Origin of the sequence: Bacillus sp. CCB-MMP212 (assembly GCF_022748145.1) — a bacterium.
Lineage (GTDB): Bacteria > Bacillota > Bacilli > Bacillales > Bacillaceae_G > Bacillus_A > Bacillus_A cereus.
In genome coordinates this window covers 36,527-56,326 of sequence record NZ_JALDQE010000016.1, presented here as the reverse complement: position 1 = coordinate 56,326, position 19,800 = coordinate 36,527, and the positions used below count along the sequence as shown (strand labels likewise).

Below are 19,800 nucleotides of genomic sequence, written 5' to 3'. Positions count from 1 at the left end.
CCTTCCGTCACATGATAATTTACTCTTGAAAACGGATAAAAAATTTAATGAACGGTAATATCAATAATAGCTCCTTTTGATAATTCCTCTACTATTTTAACATTAATTTCTAATGGTAATGAATCCTCTGATTTTATTACCATAAATAAGCTCATATATTATTGCGAAAAAAAACATAAAAATAAAAATTTAAAAAAGAAATGTTAAAGTGAAAAATCTTTTAAATGGAGTTGAAATTCCACTTCATTTAAATTAAAAAATTCAATGGTCTCGATTTTCTTTCCCATTAATCTATTTTGAAAAAATTATGCTAATATGGTTTATGTAATCGAACTATTGAACAAAAGAACCATTTGTCGCAGTATCTATGTCACTAGAATCAAACTAATATTAGCTATTTAGGATTTCTATAATTTCTTCTTTTATACAATGAAAGGCCCATACTTATATTGATCATAATTTGAAGTGAAATATCATCCAATATTTCCATAGTTGGTTATAATCTACACTTGATATGTCAGATGCATTTTTTAATAAAATTCATGTAAGTAAAGATATTGTATGAATAATTTACAGTGGTGAATTCTATGGGGGAGTGATATAGCATATTAAAGTTTATTATGAGAAGATGAGCTTAATTAATGATACAGTTTGGACTTTCTCTCCTAATGTTTTATGGATGATATATTTCAGTTAGAATGTTTAATTGATTAAACATTAGAACCATTAAATCGTTAAGCTAATAAACAAGTAAATGATTTGAGGTGTGCATATGAAAAATACAGAAGAATTGGATACACTTGCAGTAGAATTTCTAGAATGTCAAGATGTATTAATTGCGATTGGAAATCAAACAAGGCAATCAATTATTATTGCTTTAATGGCTGCAGGGTGTGAGGAGGGAATGCGTGTTGGTGAAATAACCCAAAGAACTCATTTATCTCGTCCGGCAGTATCACATCATTTGAAAATTTTAAAAGACGCAAAAGTAGTTAATGTTCATCGTGAGGGCACAAAAAATTTTTATTATTTAGATCCAAATAAAAGTACCATCAGATTCCTTAAAAGTTTAGTCGAGCATATCGAAGAAGTCATGGTAAATTATTGGCCTTCTCAAAGTAAAAAAGAAAGCTAATCACTTATATTTAAGCATTTTTATAGATAGAAACTAGAAATAATAATTATTTTAATTCGAATCTTTTTATTCAAAAATATAAGGAAATACTTAACAAACAACATAGTCAGTAACCACTTTTGAAATTAGAAGATTTAATCGTTAAACATTCAAACTAAATGGATGTGTAAGGTGTTACTCGAACGGGAATTCTTAGCATAACGCAATAGAATGTCTCATTTAATTACTACATTTCATATAGAGAAATGAATGAGGAGTGAATAACATGAAAAACAATACTATTTTAGCAAATTCTTTACAGTTAGCAAACGGAACAATGATTAAAAACCGATTTTATAAAGCAGCAATGAGTGAGAATTTTGCACCAAAAGATCACAATCCAACCCAATCACTAGTTACTTTATATGAAACATGGGCAAATGGAGGAGCTGGTCTTCTTGTAACAGGTAATGTAATGATTGATCGAAAAGCTATAGGTGAATCGGGTAATGTTGTTATTGAGGATGAAGCCAATCTGGATATGCTAAAACAATGGGCAAAGGCTGGCACAAAAAATGAAACACATCTTTGGATGCAGTTAAATCATCCTGGGAAACAGTCACCAAAAGCTTTGTCTAGTCAGCCGGTAGCACCAAGTGCTATTCCGCTAACTGGCAATCTTAAAAATTTTTTTAACTCACCACGTGCTCTTAAGCACGAAGAAATTCAAGATATAATTAAACGTTTTGGGAATGCAGCTAGAATTGCAAAAAAAGCCGGTTTTACAGGTGTTCAAATTCATGCTGCACATGGATATTTAATTAATCAATTTTTATCCCCACATCATAATCAACGTACTGATACGTGGGGGGGAAGCATAGACAATAGGATGAAATTTTTAGTAGAAATTTATTTCGAAATCCGAAAGCAAGTAGGCAAAGAATTTCCTATTGGCCTCAAATTGAATTCTGCTGATTTTCAACGTGGAGGATTTACAGAAGAGGAATCCATGTTGGTTATCCAAAAGATGTCTGAAATCGGGGTTGACCTTATTGAAATTTCAGGTGGCAATTATGAAAATCCAAAGATGTTTGTTGAAAATTCAAATGAGCGTACTAAAAAACGTGAAGCGTATTTCTTAGATTATGCTGATAAGGCAAGAAAATTAATCTCAACTCCATTGGTAGTAACGGGAGGATTTCGTTCAGAAGAAGGTATGATAGAGGCAATTAGTAGTGGGGCTATAGATATGGTAGGGATAGGAAAGGCATTTGCATTAGTACCAGATCTTCCTAATCAAATTTTTCAAGGCAGATATAAAACGGTACAGATTAAACCTATCCAGACAGGAGTGAAATGGGTAGATTCAAAAGCAGCCATGCTAGAAGTAGGTTGGTATGAACAACAATTAGAAAGAATGAGCAAAGGAAAATGTCCAAATCCTAATTATAGTGTCTGGTTATCTTTAATCAAATATTATATGGAAAATGGTGTTTCTGCGTTTCAAAAGAGGAGAGCTTAATATCTAAAAAATGACGGGAAGAATAGAATGAATATTCATTCCGTTCTTTTTGAATTTTCTTACCACTCTAATGTTAAGTTGTATAATCTTCTTACAAAGGAAATTTCTCAATATAAAGAGGAAATGAATAACCTTATGTTATTCATTAAAGCAAAAGATAGTAAGAAGAAAATGAATATAAAGAGTAGGCAATTTAAGAAATCGAGTTTAAAAGATGTATTAGAAAAAGAATTAGAATCAAATGAATCGAAAAGCCTAGCTGACATACGTATAAAGTATGGGTATGCACCAGTTACAATAAAAAAACATTTCCCTAATTTATATCGGAAAAATAAATTGAAACATAAGATGCATAAAGATAGTATTATCAAAAAACGAAACGATGAAAGAAAGGAAGCGTTAGAGAAAGTTGTAAATGATAATTTATATGAAGATTTGAGTTTATATTTAATTTTACAGAAATTAGAGATTTCTCGTTCTGCAGGAAGAACTAATTTCTCAGAAGTGTGTAATAAAATTAGTAAGAGATATAAAAGCTATCAATTAAAGATGAAAGAAGAACGTAAAATAAGAATTATTAAAGAAATTGAACATTATACTTATTATCTATATAAGCAAGGGATTTATCCCAGTGGGCACCAGCTTGCTAAATCTCTCTCTGAACCAGCCTGTCTCCTTAAACCAGTTTTTCGAGAAACTTACCTAGATTTATTAAAAAAATTAGGGTATCGCTAGTAACATATTGTTGGTTGTCTTTAAAGGATAGTTTCTAACTCTATTGGATATTAGCAAAGCTTTATTTATAACGAATAAGAGAAAAGTAAGATGCATTATAAAATCACAAAAGGCACCTGAAAAGGTGCTTTTTGTAATGAGCTTGGCGAGCGTTGAACCCACACGACATAAAAGGGTACTGGGTTGCAAGTCGAGAGCGTTTACCAGTTCCCTCACAGGAATTTTATTATAATAATTATGATTTTTTAATTTTTATTTGATACTAATTGAATTAATAATATGTAATTGTAGGTAAAGCTGAAAATAGTGGCAAGGTTATGGGTTAATTAAAAACTTTGGGCAATAATATGCTTCATATTTTATAATCATATTCTAAAAAAAGAGTGATCTATGGCAATAATATGGTTCAAATTGTGGCTGATTTATGATTCAAATCACAAACGTGTACTAGAAAGAGAAACAAACGAAGGTTCATCCTATTTTGTAGTGCCAGAAGAGAAATTTCAGAAGTATGTGGTGCTATGGGGATATTTAATCCCACACGGAGTTTTTAATCAGCCTAATAAATGGGTAAATACATATACGATAAACCCTTTGGATACGTATGTTTTAGTAACAGAATTCAATCCTGAAGAGTATGAATATATGATTTACGAAGAAACAAGGGTTGCTAGAGAATTGCATCAAATATTAGAGCCTTATGGAATAAATATTAATAATGAATTTGAAGAGTTCGTAAAGTTAAAAGAGATTCCAAAAGCAGCTATAAGCAAAGTGAAGGACTGTTTATTAGAAAAAGAGTGTATGAATGAGTATCCAGAAGACTTTCCAGTAGTAGACGGCTATGAATATATAATTGAGGGACAGAAAAAGAAACTTTTTGTTGAAACTGAAACTTATGATAATGATGACACACTATATGACCAAACAGGGAATTTTAATCATAGTTATATCGTTGAAACTTATCGTAAGACAGTTACAAATGGATTTATTTATGTATTTAAAACGCATGACAATGAATGGTATCAATATTATGCAGCAGACGCTAGTAAAGACTGTTGGATCATGAAAGAAGTATATGATGATGAGTTAGACGATTTACCAATTTCATCTTATGAACTTATTGAAACAGAGAAACGTGAAATTCCAGAAGAAGATTTAATGACTAATATTAGTTGGGAAGAATTACTCGATCCGAATAGGGATTGTGATTTCTATTACTCTGATAAAATGTTTGCAATGAGTTTCTTAGCAAATGAGGGAAGATATAATGTAGTGAACATTAATGGGGAATGGAAAAGATATAGTGAAATGGTTTTTAAAGGAGAAGCACCATTTTCCAAATGGGATGATTTAGTATTTATTGGGTCGGCTAAATAAGGGGCAACTGAAGGAAAACAATTTACCCAAGAAGAAATGATGCAATTTGCAGTATATATGAGAGAAAAGAGAGAGAAGTCATCATTGCATTAATCAAAAGGAGTGTACGAATATGGACTTTTTGTACTTATTACCATTTATTGTTATAGTATTTATTATTTTAATCTTTATATTTCAAGTTCGTCAGCAAAAAAAATTAGAGAACAAATTTTCGGATTAGCTAATAATACTTTAGAGTTAACGACTAAGGAATTTTTAGAAATGAGAAATAAAAGTTTCGGTGGAAAAGGGAGAGCATTGTATTCTAATAATTATAACTTCGCAGGAGTGTATATATTACATAATAAATCTAAAGATTTATATTATGTGGGACAAGGAAAGCAGGTTTTAAATCGAGTGAACAATCATTTCACTGGAAAGGGCAATGGAGATGTTTATGCAGATTACAAATACGGAGATTATTGGACAATCAAGATGATAGCTCTTGAAAAAAGTGGTTTTAATACTTTGAATGAATTAGAAAGGTATGCAATTGAAACCTACGATTCTTATAAAAGAGGCTATAATAAAACCAGAGGAAATAAATAATATGTTTTAATTAATCTAAGAGTATCTCTTACTGGTGAATACATACAAAATAAGATCGAAATATCTCATTCTTATATTTGTTGTAAAACTATTTTGGTTATGAGATAATATCAACATAAGGGAATTTTTAATTTATATCAAGACATGTCTTTCTTCCGACGCCTACATTAAAAAAAGTAGGTGACATGATTTGATTTTTATTAAATATAAGAAATCATCATCAGGAGAAGTAGAGATTGATTTTCGATGTGATTTCGAAAAAATAATATCATTACTTTTGGGAACAACAACTTTATTAGATTTTCTTGCAAAGTCTTTAGGTATATAGTAATAAAAAAGAATGCACATTTTATGTGCATTCTTTTTTATTATTCCTTATGAGTTAATCTTTTGTTTATCATTACTATAAATTTCGATCATGTATGAATCACTTCAAATCCATTTGCTTACTTCTTCTGTTTTAAACAAATCAGTAATTTCTTTTTCTAATTTCTTCCCAAACTCTTTGGCATCTGGATCAGCACTACTAATTTTTGTGCCTAATTAATCCGCTTAATGGATTCGATCTCGTATGTTTTGGGTACTATTTTGTGTGAAATGGAGATAATATTTTTATTTTGGATAGATTTCTTGCGAAATATGTACCTAGAGCCGTGTTTCAATTAAAATGTGATACGATAGTTATATATTCGTTTTGCTGGTAAAAGGGGATGAGTGTCGATGAAAAACCACATAAAAGTAAATGGAAAAATCCTTCAAACAAATAAAAAATGGTCACATCTCAAGCAAAGACAAAGACAACATATTTCTACTTGGTTACGTAGAGAATATTCACAGTTTGTAAAAACACATTATAGAAGACCTAAAAAGTATGAACATGATGAGATTCTTCATGAAGTGATGAATCAAATACAAGAACGTGAAATTTGGATTCCGTATAGTGAAGTAAAAAGATACTATGTAAGCAAAATAGGTAAATGGTTTAGAAAAATAGAAGAAGAATGGGAAATACAAATAGACAACAAAGGGATGCAGCAAGCATTAAAAGAAAAGTAGATACAATTAGGGGGAGTATTTCATGTATAACTTACAAGAAGATATGTATGAACAATTGAAAGAAAAAAAAGGGGAAGTTACTGTATTTTTAATAAATGGCGTTCCAATACGTGGGCAGATCCTTGCAATGGATAAATTCACCGTTCTTATGATAGTTCATGGTAAGCAACAACTAGTCTACAAGCAAGCTATTTCCACAATTCTTAAGTAATTATTGTCCTTTTTTCGAGGAAAGAGGAACTAATAAAAAAAAGAAGATTGAAATCAATCTTCTTTAGAAAAAGGAACAGATGACAGATTAGTACTCCAACTCATAATCAATTATAAATAAGGGTACATATATATTCAATGCGTTCTGAATTTTCTCAATATATTTGTCTTATTTTTAAATTATAATATAAGTAATTCTTTTTATTATTATATACTTGTTCTTTCCTGTTGCGGAATCCTTTTAATATTAAAAGGATTCTCTTTTTTGTAATACGAAACTACAAATGAAAAAGATAAGATCGGAGAGTATGATCTTATCTTTAGCGTAAGGGAAAAACAAATGACAACAGCTTAATTTTTATAATATTATATTTTTCGTTATTATTCTATATAAAACCATAAATAACATATATATCTATATTGAGAAAAAATTACAAAATAAACGATAAATGATGAAAAAAAAACGAATGTAAACTAATATCAAGTAATTTGCATTCAAATTACTGAAAATATTGAATTCACGATAATTTCTCTAATACCTTCAAAACATACGACAAAAGTATACATTCAAAACACAATAAATAAACAGGTTAAAGCATCATGGATAAAAAAGAAAAAGCTAGATCCATGCTAGCTTTTTTACATAATTTAAGTTAACAGGAGTAAGCACTATTTAATAAAATATTTCCAATATCCTATTACTACAAATAATAAAGACACTACTATGTAGAGAATAGATCCAATAAAAATAGGATTCATATTAAATTCAAACTTTTCTTCATCGATTTTAATACCAGTTTGAGCTTGAACTTGAAGTCGATTGCTATTACTAGAAAATCCACCCTTACTACTGAAAAAACCTATAATTAGAGTAAAACAAATTCCAGCAAAAAAGGTCAGGTCAATAAAATTCCAACCAATAAATTCTGCTAATTTATATACAATTACTCCTTCAATTATTAAAGTTGCAAACACTCCTAGCACTTTTTTCATCTTATCCATATACTCCTTCATATACCAAATTAAAAACCATTACTATAATATTTCTAAATTTATAAATAAAAACCTTTTATATATCCTATCTATAGTTAATATAATTCCACTTATCGGTAGTTTTAGTGAAAATATGAATATGATGATGATCTTTTTGGAAAAATACTACAAATGATTAAAATTCAAAATACAACAATTGATGAGATATAAAATCTAACTTAGAATAAGTTGTGTTTCAATTTTGTTTTTTACTGGATGGAGACAATATGAAGAGAATTACTCAAAAACAAATTATACTATTTTGTATTTCGTTAATATTTATGACAGGCTGCTTGCAAAAGTATATTATTGATGATCTTGAATTAATTCAAGGAATTGTATTTGATATAACAAAAAATAAAATAAAAACAACAATTGTCTCTCCTGTTCAAAAAAAAGGTCATCAAGTTCAAGTGTTTGAAAACATCGGAAACACAGTAACACAAGGAAAAGAAAAATCCTTTTCCGAATCTGTGCGCCCCCTTGCCATCGGACAATTACGTGTTGCTCTTCTTACAGAAAAATTAGCAAAAAAAGATATAACCATAGCATATGATACGCTTCTACGGGATAAGAGCATAGGAGGTACAATATATCTAGGAATATTAGAAGGTGAAGGATATGAGCTATTCTCTGGAAAATATAATAATACCTTTAACGTTGCAATTTACATAAAAAACCTGTTTGAACACAACATGGAAACAGGTTCATTACCACATGATAATTTATATCTTAACTCTTATCGCTACTATGAAGTTGGAAGAGATACTTTTATGGCAATATTAAAAAAACAAAAAGACAAAATAAAAATTAAAAGTATAGCTCTTTTCAAGAAAAACAAATATATAGGAAAATTGGAACAAAAAGATATGTTTATTTTTAAAGGATTGCTTGAAAAACATAGATTAAATTCCAAGGAATTTAAAACCCATGACGGTTATGTATTAATTAACAATATCAGTTCCACGCCTTCCTATCATGTTAAGATTAAAGATGGAAAACCATCTTTTTATATTCAAGTTAAAATGAATGCCCGTCTACAAGAAACCTCAAAAATGATAAATTTAGAAAATAAAAATACCATCAAGATAGTAACAAAAGACATAGAAAAACAATTGAATTCAGAAAGTAAAAAACTAATAAGAAAAATACAAAATCTAAATGTAGATCCACTTGGTTTAGGCTCCAAATTCAAACAACAATATAAACCATTTAAATTAAAAGAATGGGAAAAGATATATAAAACAGTACCAATAAGAGTGAAGTACATTGTAAATATTGAAAATTCAGGGGTTATTGAGTAAAACATTTAATACTTTGCTACAAAAAATAATTAAATCAATTATTATAACCTCACTTATCAATAACAAAAAAAGCTAGCTTTTTTAACCATTATAATTATCCATAAATATAAAATATTATTGTTGATTTTGTTTTTCTCTTACACCTACAACCCAAGCTAATAATAAAATTGAGCTAGTTACTAAGAATGCTGTTAAAACTCCCATTAAACATTCCTCCTTTTCACAACCGAATTAACCATATTATACCGTGATAATAAATACAACGACTTACCTATCCTATATAATTTTAGTTACCATAAAATCCGTTACAGGAAGTACAAACAAACCCCTCTCCAAATGGAGAGGGGTTTGTTATTCGTTCTCAATATTTTTTCTTTTTAAGTCGGTAAAGTCCTGTCAGACTGGCCCCTGTTGCAATGGTAATCATAAAAATAGAAACACTTAAGGAAACAGCTTTATTTGGAATCGAATGATTAAAATTTGCCCCAAGTAATGTAATAGTTGCCAACCATGTTAAACCAATAATGTAAGACCAACTTGTTCTCTTTGTCATAACTTATTCCCCTCTTTTTTTATTACTTGGAGTAACACTCTTTGCAATTGATTTTTCCTTCGTTATCAAGCAGTTTTTTGATTACAGTCATGCCTGCATATTCCGGATATCGTAATTCTACATAGACAAGTTCCCCGCCCCGAACGTCTTTTCCGCAACTTACACATTTAGGTTTCACTTTTAACATGATACATTTCCTCCTTTTCGCTAATTTTAACATTCGGAATAAGCAATTTGTTTTATATTTTTGATGTATAAAATATTCATAGAGAGTTAACATAACGTCTTATTATCAGTAGCAAGGACAAAAGCGCCCCCTTACTCTCGCAATGCATCTGCCTTTTTCTTTCTATAATTCTATGCATCTTTTTATATATTCCTATTTTGACGCGCCTTTTGGCCTCCCCATAGTTCCCTATGTCTCCCGATCTTTTGCATAAAACTTTGCATGCTCTTAGCGTGTTTTTTTCTGAAATGCTGGCGGTACGCCTAGTATTACAATTCATCTAAATTATCTATTTTTCGTTATGTTAAAACTATGTATACTATAAAAAGTTAATCTCAATCTATAGAAATAAAGAGATTTATAATATCTGCTTACGTCCACTTTTGTAAACATTCTAATCGCTTCATACTCTCAATCACTTTTTCGTCACTCACTATATAATAAATCTCATTTCCTTTTCGCTCATAGGAAACCATCTTAAACTGTTTTAACTTTATTAATTGCTGTGACATTGTAGATTGTGGAACACGTAGTAACCTCTGTAACTGGGATACATTTAATGGACCTTTCGAAATTAATTCTCGAACTATCATCAAGCGCATAGGATGTCCAAGCATCCGCAATATATCTGCAGGTCTCTCGTAATCATTAATATTCATATAAAAAGCTTTTGGCATAATCATTTCTCCTTTTTTATTGAGCGTTTTCTACATCCTAACATCATCTATTTGTTTGGCAAATGTTTAGATACACAAGAGATTCCTTCAAGTGCTTATGTTTTCATAACTGTATCATTCCCAAAGAATCTCCCTATGTCCTCTTGGTATCTTCCATTGCTTCCGATGTTATTATAATAAATAACTCATTTAGTTCTCTCTGCTGTATATTTTCTGGTACTTTTAATTCCCTTCCAAACGTTTTCCTTCAAGTAATTTTTACTACTTTAATCTGCTGCGTAGAGACCGGAGTTTGAAATTTTTCTATTTTCTGGGCTGATGACAGGGTAATTTTAAGCTATTAAAGATTCCTTTTGTGTATCTAAAATCCAAAAATAAAAAGATAAGATCAGGGAACACGATCTTGTAAGTGTTATTTTTAATGACCGCCTCCGCGTGGAAGGTGCTGACCACCATCATTTTCAGGTGTAAATTTTCATCCTACACCTGGTTCATCAATATAATAACCGGTGTTTCCATCTGTTTATTTACAACTTATATAGTTCATTTAAATTTCTCACCTTTTGGTTAATGCTTATATAGTCGTCTAGGTCCAATTTAAGCGTACTATTTCTAGAGGATTACATTAGTATTTTCGTTGCTTAGCCATGTTGATAAATGGTTCATATGTACTTGTTTCGTCAAAAGGATGCCCAAAACCATATTCATCTTCTCGCGCATGGTAACCGTAGGTTGCAATACCTACACCTTGCGTGTGATTTTCTGGAAAATAGATAATGACTTTTGCTTCTTCGGGATTAGAGAGGTGCAGGCAAGCACATATTTTGTCTATTAAGTATTTATTAATTATATTGATTACACTTGTTCTTTTTGCACACCAACCAATATCATCATAAATATGTAATAAGTGATTTTCTTTATCGACATATAACTCAAAATGATTATATCCCATATTGTGAAAGTTTTCCGTGATCAAATGGAATCGATTGTCAACGATATTTGGAAATAAAAACATATCATAGGTATCACTGGCAGTAATAACAATAGCTCGTTCATTATCTGATGATTTTTTGAACATGATAAATTCCTCCTTAAGAATATTTTTGTATTTTAATCTACCCCCACTTTCACTTCACTTAGAAGTGAGGGGTTCCTAAGTAAAGAGTTTTATTGAACTTAGGCTATTCCCGCAGTCCTTGCGGTTAGAATCCTTATCGCTGCATTCTTTAAAGGATACTTGCATTCATATTTCTATCATCATGTGTACGACAAGAAGGACACTCCCATGTATGTAGCTTCAGACTTTTAACATCTTTGTTTTGTTAGTAACAACAAGAACATAGTTGCTAGAAACAAATGTTTTTGATACAACAATAACTTGTTTGTCATACCATTTTTCTTTATATTCTAACATGGTTCGAAACTGTAACCATGACAAATTGTTTAGTAACACTTTATATATGTTGAACAATTAAGATGACTTGATGCTATTCCTTGTTCGAAGAGCCAATTCATCTCCCAGCTACTCACTGGACCGTGAACCTTCTCACTTCTTGAGGAAGGCGTCTTCTTGGCTAAAATAATAAGGAGTAAAAAGATAATGATATTCTATAAAAGATTTTCTATACTTATATTTAAATTAATTGAGGAGGCTTTTATTTGCTGACAGTATTAAAGAGTATTTTGGGGTAATTGGTTGTATTTTAGCGTTGTACTATCTAGTAACTGATAAATTTGAAGTAATGCCTTTTATGTCTTTATTTATGGGATTGTTGATTTTAATGACAGGAATTTCTAATTAAAAAGAAAATCAAAAAGCTTCGGCGTATATGCTATTTTTAGCATCAGGATTTATTATCTTTGTTGCAGTTTATACTTTCAGTTCTTAACATATATTTACTTAGAAAAATCAAGTTAAAACAACTTACCATTATTAGGAGTAAAAAGAGCTAGTTTTTTACAATAATAATTATCCATACATATAACATGAGTTTATTTTACTAACTTTTTTGATTTATAAAAAGTCATATTTTTTTATTCTTTATAATAGTGTAAACCATTTTGTAGAGTTTCTGTGTGGAATTCCAACTTATGATTAGTTGGGTCTGTTAAAAATAGTACTTTTGTAGTTCCTTAAAAATGGAAATTGTATGCCTGAAAGTGAAAGTATGCGAATACTTAAATGATACATAAATAGTACTGAATAATCCTAGTATTTTTAGGTTGAGAATGTATAAAAAAGTCAATTTTATATTGACTGAATATTGTTATTTTTCTTTTTTTGAAAAGCGGAGTAATCTACTGTAATAAAGGCGTTTATAACGTTTTTTTCTTTTGACTAAAAGGGATTGTTAACTTGAAAGAACAGAAGATGTTTGTTAAGGTAGTGAACCATAAGCAAAAACTAAAAAATAGAAAGAGTCATTTCCCGGAATTTTGAATGGCTTATGGTAACACAAAGGAGAGATTTGGTGAAGGTTGAAATTATGGTTTCGCTTGCCATTTATATGGCAGCTATGTTGTACATCGGATATTGGTCTTATAAGAAGACATCCGATTTATCAGATTATATGTTAGGTGGAAGGGGACTCGGTCCAGCAGTTACAGCTTTATCAGCTGGCGCTTCTGATATGAGTGGCTGGATGTTAATGGGCTTGCCTGGTGCAATGTATGTAACAGGAGTAGCAAGCGTATGGATTGCAATTGGGTTATTAGTAGGTGCTTATGTAAATTATTTAATTCTTGCCCCACGTTTAAGAACCTATACAGAAGTAGCAAATGATTCTATTACTATCCCAGACTTTTTAGAAAATCGATTTCAAGATCGCACGAAAATACTACGTTTTGTCTCCGCTATTGTTATTTTAGTCTTTTTCACATTTTATACGTCAGCCGGTTTAGTTTCAGGAGGACGTCTATTTGAAAATTCCTTCAATCTTGATTATAAAATTGGATTATTTATAACAGTTGGTGTTGTTGTTGCATATACACTATTTGGCGGTTTCTTAGCAGTCAGTTGGACAGACTTTGTGCAAGGATGCATTATGTTTATTGCACTTGTATTAGTGCCAATTGTTGCTTTTACAGATGTGGGTGGTGTAACAGAAACATTTAATATAATAAGACAAGTCGATACCTCATATTTAGACCTATTTAAAGGAACTACAATACTTTCCATTATATCATTTTTAGCATGGGGACTCGGATATTTTGGACAACCACATATAATTGTCCGCTTTATGGCAATTACCTCCGTTAAAGACTTAAAAACTTCTCGTAGAATCGGTATCGGTTGGATGGGGATTTCGATAATAGGTGCAATGCTTACAGGACTTATTGGTATTGCTTATTACGCCAAAAATGGTGCTACATTAGAAGATCCAGAAATGATTTTTGTAACGTTTTCAAGTGTTTTATTCCATCCGTATATTACTGGATTTTTATTATCAGCTATTTTAGCCTCTATTATGAGTAGTATTTCCTCACAATTACTCGTTATTTCAAGCGCAGTTACAGAGGATTTTTATAAAACATTTTTCCGCCGTCATGCAAGTGATAAAGAACTCGTATTTATAGGTAGGCTGTCCGTGTTAATAGTAGCTATGATTGCAGTTGTTTTATCATATCATCCAAGCGATACAATTTTAACACTTGTCGGTTATGCGTGGGCAGGATTTGGTTCTGCATTCGGTCCAGCAATTTTACTAAGTCTTTATTGGAAGCGAACGACAAAATGGGGTGTACTTGCAGGGATGATTACCGGTGCAGCAGTAGTCATTACATGGGTGCAAATTCCGAATCTAAAAGTGATGATGTACGAAATGGTACCAGGATTTTCACTAAGTTTACTAGTTGTCATTATTGTGAGCTTGTTGACACCAGAACCTACGAAGGCAATTTATTGTGAATTTAGTGAGATGAAAACATTGCTGGAAGAAGAAACAAAGTAATCTAATGTAAGTGTTTGATATTAAACTATACAAAAGACATTTTTTTGAGAATGGGTAAATGCTATAATCTCCATGTTTATTGAATATGTAATATTTAAATAAGAAAGTAGGTGTAGTTCATGTTAAAAGCATACAAGTATCGCATCTATCCGAATAAGGAACAACGTACATTTTTTTCTAAAACATTTGGATGTGTACGATTTGTATATAACAAAATGCTTGCTGATAGAATCAATTTTTATCATGAATCTCAAACAAGTATTGATAAATCCATCAAGTATCCTACACCAGCCCAATACAAAAAGGAATTTCCGTTTCTTAAAGAGGTAGATAGCCTTGCTCTAGCTAATGCACAAATGAACTTAAATAAGGCGTATGCTCATTTCTTTCGTGATAAATCTATTGGTTTTCCAAAATTCAAAAATAAAAAAGAAAACCGTTGTAGTTATACAACGAATAATCAAAAAGGAACCGTATGTATAGAGAATGGATATATGAAGCTACCAAAACTAAGGACAAGGGTAAGAATTAAGCAACACAGACCGTTTTTTGGTTTGATTAAGTCTGTAACGATCTCTAAAACAACTACTAACAAATATTTTGCTTCTGTTTTAGTTGAGGAAAAGGAACGACTGTTCCCTGAACTGAAAAAAAGAGTTGGTATTGTTATGGGTTTAAAGGGTTTTGCAACCCTATCTAATGGTAAGAAGTACGAAATTCCAAAATGGATGAGAAAAACTGAAAATAGATTAGTTTTTTTACAAAAGTCTTTGCTGCGCAAAAAGAAAGGCTCTAAAAATCAAAATAAAATTAGATCACAAATTGCAAGACTTCACGAAAAAATTGTTAACCAACACAATGACTTTCTTCATAAAATCAGTAATGAAATCACTAACGAAAACCAAGTAATTGTGATGGAAGATTTGAAAATGAAGGATATACAAAATAATCATAAGTTGGCAAAATCAATCTGTGAAGTATCTTGGGCTAAATTCAGAGAATACCAAACCTACAAAGCACTATGGAAAGATCGTGAGTTAATTATTGCACCGAAGAATTACTTAAGTGGTCAACTCTGTTCTTGCTGTGGTTATAAAAACAAAGAGGTAGAAAAGACGAATCTTTATGAATGGGATTGCCTAATGTGTAATAGCCATCATGATCGAGATGTAAATGCAAGTATCAACTTGCTAAAGCTAGCCCTGTAGTTTGATGCTTTCGTTTAGGGGTAGGAACTACCCTGATAGCTTGGAAAATATAGATGGCTAATATAAGTGTCTACTTCCCAAGAAGCATCCACTTCAAACAAACAATAAGGGTGTTAAGTGGTGTGTAGTTCACAGATGACTTCACACTGCCTTTAACAAAAAGGCAGATTGGATCTCCTTTGGTAAAAGAGATAAGGTAATTTCAATATCTTGTTTCTTAATGGATTTTTTCTTTAAAATGAGGAGATAATAAAAAATTACAATAAATCTAATAATGTATAGAGTTATGTTGCATGGTTATCTAATGAAACTACCCTACAGATGGTAGCTAAGTTTGAACAAGAAAAATTAGCTTTATAAACCAAATTTTACTTGCCAGTTCTTCTAAAAATACAAGTGTAATATATCGCTGTAATTTTTCAACAAATGATAGTAGTTCATCTTGAATCGAAATATTCATAAAAAAAGTTATTCTTTCTAATTAATCTAGTTAGAAAGAATAACTTTTTTGGTACTTAGAGGTATTAAAACCCCTTAAGTTCATGGGTATGTATGTTGATCCCTATTTGTTGTATATTTCTGTGTATATTCAACTAGCTCAGTAATTGTTGAAAGAAAAAAGGAACAAAACTGCACTAGATCGCCTAGAGGGCCTAATTATTTCACTTGTACAAACGGGGTAGCACCACCGCTTACTTGTGGGAGTTTTCCGTCCCATTTCTCGATTTTTTTGATTTCTACTATTTCTGGAGATAGAGATTGCTTTAAAATTTCATTTGCTTGTGCTTTACCTTTCGCAGCTTCTATGTCACGTTCAGCTTCCACAATAGCTTGTTTTTTCTCAATCTCTAATTTTTCTAATCTTTGTTGCGCATCTACAACACCTTGAATTGCTTTTGCTGTATTTTCGTCTGGTTTTGGTGCTTCAAGTGTTACTGAATCAACCATAAATCCAGTATCATCTACAATTCCACGAAATTCTTTTTCAATTGCCGCATTAATTTCTCCTTGATGCTGGAACACTTCGAGAACAGAATATTTCGAAAACACATTAAGTGTCGCTTTTTTGATACGTGTTTGTAGCCAACCATTCTCAATCACATCTGGAGATTGCCCTTTAAATTTGTTATATATTTTAGGGAGTTTTTCTACATCATTTGCATAATCATAAGATAAACTAACAGCTAATGGTTTACCATCTTTTGTTTGTACATTAAAACTCTTTACTTGTATCGTTTCCGTAGAAACTGGATATTCCGTTACACGTTTAAATGGCGATACTAGATGCCAACCTTGGCCTAATGTTTCTTTTTCCACACCTGTACTTCTATTATAAACTACACCTGCATGTCCTTGTTCAATTACTGTTACACTTATTGCAGTTAAAGCTCCAACTACTAAGAGTCCTATTCCTACTATAATAGCGCCCATTTTCTTTTTCATTTTTTGTCTTCCTCCCTGAAGCTATTTTTTATTTTTAATGCGACATTACCTATCCATTCAAAAACCCCTAGTTTACCCGATACGAACCAAATGCTGGATAAAATCATCACAAATAATACAACCCCAACGACCAATGAATACATCGGATTCCCCCTTCATTCGTAGCATTCCTTTCTTTAATAACTCACATGTCTTTAGATAGTTAGGAATGTTTATAAATATAATTTGTATTTGTCATAAGAAAAACAGTTTAAAAATCATGCCTTACTTCAAAAAAATTTCTTATTGTATAGGTACACCCGGCAAGAATTTTACAATTAACACCATAATAGTAGCTAAGAATCCTATTTTAATAATGAATAGAATAATAATCGGAATAATTGCTTTTACTTTACTTAATCCCGCTGTAATTTGTAATCCTAACCAAATTAAGACCAAATTCCATATGTAAAATATTTCTATTGCATTACCAATCCCATATGTAAATGTACCCTCGGACAAAATTGCCCCTAAACCTGTATATTGTGTGGATCCACTACCCACAATGAAACTTAAAGTAGTATTTATAAATCCGCCAACGATAAGAATAATGTTTGTATATGTAACTATGCTTAATAATGTTTTATAAGATGTATCATTGCCAAAAAATACGATAAACACTTTGTAAATAGCTGTTATAAACAGTGCTCCAATCATTGTCCCTACAAAATTTGATAAGATACCAGAAATAACTTCTCCTGCAAGAGTACTCTTTCCAGCAAGTTCTCCAAATTCTTTTCTCATCTGAATCATCTCAGGTGAGGAATACATCACATATTTACTCAAACCACCTAAAATTCCTTGTAACAGTGCAACTAAAAAGAATATACCCCAAACTTTTTGGTTTGTTTTAATCCTTTCAAACTGAAGGCTAGGAGAAGTAAACATTCCAAGTAGTGATGGCTTCTTCTCCCATTCTTCTGGTTTTACATTTTCTTTCATTTTGAATCCTCCTGATTCTGTCCCACTAAAATTATATATAGTAGGACTTTTCTCTTTACTACATGACGAATGTCTTCATTTTAATTAGGTACATAAAATTATAAGTTCTTAAAACGAGTTCAAATGACCTCGTTTTAAGAACTTATATTTAATATATATTGAATATGCTGAAAAATCAACAAGAAATTCAAAAAACAATATTAACCTTTTTTAATTATTTATTATAAAAATTTACAAATTAAGATTAACTTTACATGGGTATGGATTAAACATGTAGTGATTTCTTAGTTTTTCTGTAAAGATGCACCTTTACAGATACATATAAATCTATGAAGAATACATATGTATTCTTCATAGATTTTATAATTTGTTGACGGTTGTTTGTTTTACAAATATTTACAATAAGGATTTACTATCATTCTTAATGAGGTGTATGAAATGAAACATAAAAAGTTTGGATATGTACGAGTTTCCAGTAAAGATTCAAATGAAGGACAACAAATTCGAAATATGAAAGTTTTAGGGATAGAAGATCGGGATATTTTTTATCGATAAACATTCTGGTAAAAACATGCAATATGTGAACCATTCTTATACAAGTCAAACATGTCCGAAATGTTCTGAAAAGAACAAGGTACAAGACAGAAAATACAAGTGCCAATGTGGATTTGAGAAACATCGTGATATCGTTGGGGCGATAAATATTTGCTACGCAACTGTGGTTGGAGGTAATAGTCAACCACTATATGGCCTGTTTTAGGAGGGGGATGGCACACCCTCATCTTGAAGGCTGTTCAAAACAGAAATGGACTGCGAATGCTTAGTCATTCAAGAATCCCATCCGTTACAGCGTAAGGTGTAGGACTTGCGGCTTTAGCCGTGGGAGTGTCAAAATATCCTTATTGTTGATGTTTTCACTGCCAAAAAGGAACCTTGCACAGGTTGCTTTTAGTTTTTATCGAGATACAATTTTACTAACTCTATTATATCCCCTTGATTTGTGACAGAAATGTTAAATATTTGAATATAAAGAGGTTTCTAGCGTATGAATATATAAATACAATTATAAAGGGGATAATTTCGTATGTTTACAAAAAAACTAGTAATCGTAGCAACTACTGTAGCATATAGGATATGGATTAACTGTGGGTATGACGCCAATTTTCGCAGACTTTAATGGGGGTCCCGCAAATCATACAACACATTCTATTCTCCATGAACAAGAACAAATACCCTTTACTGGGTATGTTATTTCAGTGGATAATAATTATCTAGTTGTTGCAAATACAACTACAAAAGAAGAAGCACTCTCATATCAAAATGATTGGTGGAAATTGGTTGCTCAAAATAAAATTTTAAAAGGTTAATATTGAGAATATTCAGTGTAAATAATATCAATTTACTATAGTTTACAATTATGTAAAGATATATCCAAAGTTGGTTTTTCTTTAAAACTTACCTCTAATGAAGAGTTAAAGAGATTTTTGTTGGAGTCATCATGAAGAAACAAGCCAACTTCTAAACAAATTGGCTTGTTTTAAATCAATGCTCTTTTTCATTTATAATTTTGCCAAACCATCAACATTTACAAGCTTAATCACACACAATATTAAGACTTTTTGCCTCTTTTGATGAAGGCAATTGTAGGAGTGTTTGAATATAGGCTCAAACAATGGATAGACTGCTTTAAATGGGATGAAACAATATTCCTATTTACCAGCAAGCCCTCCAGTTAAAAGTAAAGGATACACAATAAAAAATTGTTCATGGATTAGGATGTCGTGTCAGTAATTTACATAAATAGCTAAATCAACTTGGTTT

17 protein-coding genes and 8 pseudogenes are annotated in these 19,800 nt (G+C 31.1%); 14 read left to right on the top strand and 11 right to left on the bottom strand.

Going from position 1 to position 19,800, the window contains the following annotated elements; all coding sequences use genetic code 11:
* The first annotated feature begins 772 nt into the window (after window positions 1–772).
* From MRP26_RS28125 to MRP26_RS28105, 5 genes and pseudogenes are all read left to right on the top strand, one after another.
* Window positions 773–1,135 (top strand): ArsR/SmtB family transcription factor, encoded by a 363-nt coding sequence (locus MRP26_RS28125; protein WP_242807335.1) that lies wholly within the window; start codon window positions 773–775, stop codon window positions 1,133–1,135.
* Window positions 1,136–1,400: 265 nt separating this feature from the next.
* A complete protein-coding gene (locus tag MRP26_RS28120; RefSeq protein WP_242807333.1) occupies window positions 1,401–2,636 on the top strand; it encodes an NADH:flavin oxidoreductase/NADH oxidase family protein in 1,236 nt (411 codons plus the stop codon).
* A 27-nt stretch (window positions 2,637–2,663) separates the two neighbouring features.
* Window positions 2,664–3,371, top strand: a complete 708-nt coding sequence (locus MRP26_RS28115) for a hypothetical protein (protein ID WP_242807331.1) — start codon at window positions 2,664–2,666, stop codon at window positions 3,369–3,371.
* Window positions 3,372–3,761: 390 nt separating this feature from the next.
* Window positions 3,762–4,844 (top strand): annotated as a pseudogene (locus MRP26_RS28110) (hypothetical protein).
* A 168-nt stretch (window positions 4,845–5,012) separates the two neighbouring features.
* The gene (locus tag MRP26_RS28105; RefSeq protein ID WP_242807329.1) at window positions 5,013–5,339 is read left to right on the top strand and encodes a GIY-YIG nuclease family protein; all 327 of its coding nucleotides are present in this window, start codon (window positions 5,013–5,015) and stop codon (window positions 5,337–5,339) included.
* Window positions 5,340–5,771: 432 nt separating this feature from the next.
* On the opposite strand, the pseudogene MRP26_RS28100 reads toward MRP26_RS28105, so the two are convergent.
* Window positions 5,772–5,882: pseudogene (locus MRP26_RS28100) on the bottom strand (DUF4030 domain-containing protein); the annotation flags it as partial.
* A 177-nt stretch (window positions 5,883–6,059) separates the two neighbouring features.
* On the opposite strand from MRP26_RS28100, the gene MRP26_RS28095 reads away from it, so the two are divergent.
* Window positions 6,060–6,395 (top strand): transposase, encoded by a 336-nt coding sequence (locus MRP26_RS28095; RefSeq protein ID WP_242807328.1) that lies wholly within the window; start codon window positions 6,060–6,062, stop codon window positions 6,393–6,395.
* 22 nt (window positions 6,396–6,417) lie between these two features.
* Complete coding sequence (hfq, locus tag MRP26_RS28090) at window positions 6,418–6,606, top strand: RNA chaperone Hfq (protein ID WP_086401225.1); 189 nt, start codon at window positions 6,418–6,420, stop codon at window positions 6,604–6,606.
* Window positions 6,607–7,274: 668 nt separating this feature from the next.
* On the opposite strand, the gene MRP26_RS28085 is transcribed toward hfq, so the two are convergent.
* Complete coding sequence (locus tag MRP26_RS28085; protein WP_242807326.1) at window positions 7,275–7,598, bottom strand: hypothetical protein; 324 nt, start codon at window positions 7,596–7,598, stop codon at window positions 7,275–7,277.
* Between the two features lie 266 nt (window positions 7,599–7,864).
* Here MRP26_RS28085 and MRP26_RS28080 point away from each other — a divergent pair, with 266 nt between their 5' ends.
* Window positions 7,865–8,941, top strand: coding sequence for a Ger(x)C family spore germination protein (locus MRP26_RS28080; protein WP_242807324.1), 1,077 nt, complete (start codon window positions 7,865–7,867; stop codon window positions 8,939–8,941).
* A gap of 361 nt (window positions 8,942–9,302) precedes the next feature.
* Here MRP26_RS28080 and MRP26_RS28075 read toward each other — a convergent pair whose 3' ends face one another.
* From MRP26_RS28075 to MRP26_RS28055, 5 genes and pseudogenes are all read right to left on the bottom strand, one after another.
* Window positions 9,303–9,494 carry a hypothetical protein gene (locus MRP26_RS28075; RefSeq protein WP_016086129.1) on the bottom strand — a complete coding sequence of 64 codons (192 nt, stop codon included), beginning with the start codon at window positions 9,492–9,494 and terminating at the stop codon, window positions 9,303–9,305.
* Between the two features lie 22 nt (window positions 9,495–9,516).
* Entirely contained in the window at window positions 9,517–9,681 is a 165-nt protein-coding gene (locus tag MRP26_RS28070) for a Fe3+ hydroxamate ABC transporter substrate-binding protein (protein ID WP_242807322.1), read from the bottom strand.
* A gap of 410 nt (window positions 9,682–10,091) precedes the next feature.
* A complete protein-coding gene (locus MRP26_RS28065) occupies window positions 10,092–10,397 on the bottom strand; it encodes an ArsR/SmtB family transcription factor (RefSeq protein ID WP_150190404.1) in 306 nt (101 codons plus the stop codon).
* 625 nt (window positions 10,398–11,022) lie between these two features.
* Window positions 11,023–11,475 (bottom strand): hypothetical protein, encoded by a 453-nt coding sequence (locus MRP26_RS28060; RefSeq protein ID WP_242807320.1) that lies wholly within the window; start codon window positions 11,473–11,475, stop codon window positions 11,023–11,025.
* A gap of 98 nt (window positions 11,476–11,573) precedes the next feature.
* Window positions 11,574–11,832, bottom strand: a pseudogene (locus MRP26_RS28055) (zinc ribbon domain-containing protein); the annotation flags it as partial.
* A gap of 376 nt (window positions 11,833–12,208) precedes the next feature.
* Between MRP26_RS28055 and MRP26_RS28050 the strand changes: the two are divergent.
* The 3 genes and pseudogenes from MRP26_RS28050 to tnpB form a co-directional block, all read left to right on the top strand.
* A pseudogene (locus MRP26_RS28050) lies at window positions 12,209–12,286 on the top strand (DUF3953 domain-containing protein); the annotation flags it as partial.
* A gap of 582 nt (window positions 12,287–12,868) precedes the next feature.
* The gene (gene putP / locus MRP26_RS28045) at window positions 12,869–14,347 is read left to right on the top strand and encodes a sodium/proline symporter PutP (protein WP_242807318.1); all 1,479 of its coding nucleotides are present in this window, start codon (window positions 12,869–12,871) and stop codon (window positions 14,345–14,347) included.
* 119 nt (window positions 14,348–14,466) lie between these two features.
* Window positions 14,467–15,555 carry an IS200/IS605 family element RNA-guided endonuclease TnpB gene (tnpB, locus tag MRP26_RS28040; RefSeq protein ID WP_242807317.1) on the top strand — a complete coding sequence of 363 codons (1,089 nt, stop codon included), beginning with the start codon at window positions 14,467–14,469 and terminating at the stop codon, window positions 15,553–15,555.
* 305 nt (window positions 15,556–15,860) lie between these two features.
* On the opposite strand, the pseudogene MRP26_RS28035 reads toward tnpB, so the two are convergent.
* The 4 genes and pseudogenes from MRP26_RS28035 to yknW form a co-directional block, all read right to left on the bottom strand.
* A pseudogene (locus MRP26_RS28035) lies at window positions 15,861–16,015 on the bottom strand (IS4 family transposase); the annotation flags it as partial.
* Between the two features lie 197 nt (window positions 16,016–16,212).
* Window positions 16,213–16,998, bottom strand: coding sequence for a prohibitin family protein (locus tag MRP26_RS28030; protein ID WP_242807316.1), 786 nt, complete (start codon window positions 16,996–16,998; stop codon window positions 16,213–16,215).
* The gene (locus MRP26_RS28025; RefSeq protein WP_190322695.1) at window positions 16,995–17,141 is read right to left on the bottom strand and encodes a hypothetical protein; all 147 of its coding nucleotides are present in this window, start codon (window positions 17,139–17,141) and stop codon (window positions 16,995–16,997) included. The genes MRP26_RS28030 and MRP26_RS28025 overlap by 4 nt, the downstream gene beginning before the upstream one ends.
* 139 nt (window positions 17,142–17,280) lie before the next feature.
* Window positions 17,281–17,979: a YknW family membrane protein gene (gene yknW, locus MRP26_RS28020; protein ID WP_242807315.1), complete on the bottom strand. Its 699-nt coding sequence runs from the start codon at window positions 17,977–17,979 to the stop codon at window positions 17,281–17,283.
* Window positions 17,980–18,417: 438 nt separating this feature from the next.
* On the opposite strand from yknW, the pseudogene MRP26_RS28015 reads away from it, so the two are divergent.
* From MRP26_RS28015 to MRP26_RS28005, 3 pseudogenes are all read left to right on the top strand, one after another.
* A pseudogene (locus MRP26_RS28015) lies at window positions 18,418–18,568 on the top strand (recombinase family protein); the annotation flags it as partial.
* Window positions 18,542–18,739 (top strand): annotated as a pseudogene (locus MRP26_RS28010) (zinc ribbon domain-containing protein); the annotation flags it as partial. The pseudogenes MRP26_RS28015 and MRP26_RS28010, both read left to right, overlap by 27 nt.
* Window positions 18,740–19,063: 324 nt before the next feature.
* Window positions 19,064–19,340, top strand: a pseudogene (locus MRP26_RS28005) (DUF3221 domain-containing protein); the annotation flags it as partial.
* Between the last annotated feature and the right edge of the window lie 460 nt (window positions 19,341–19,800).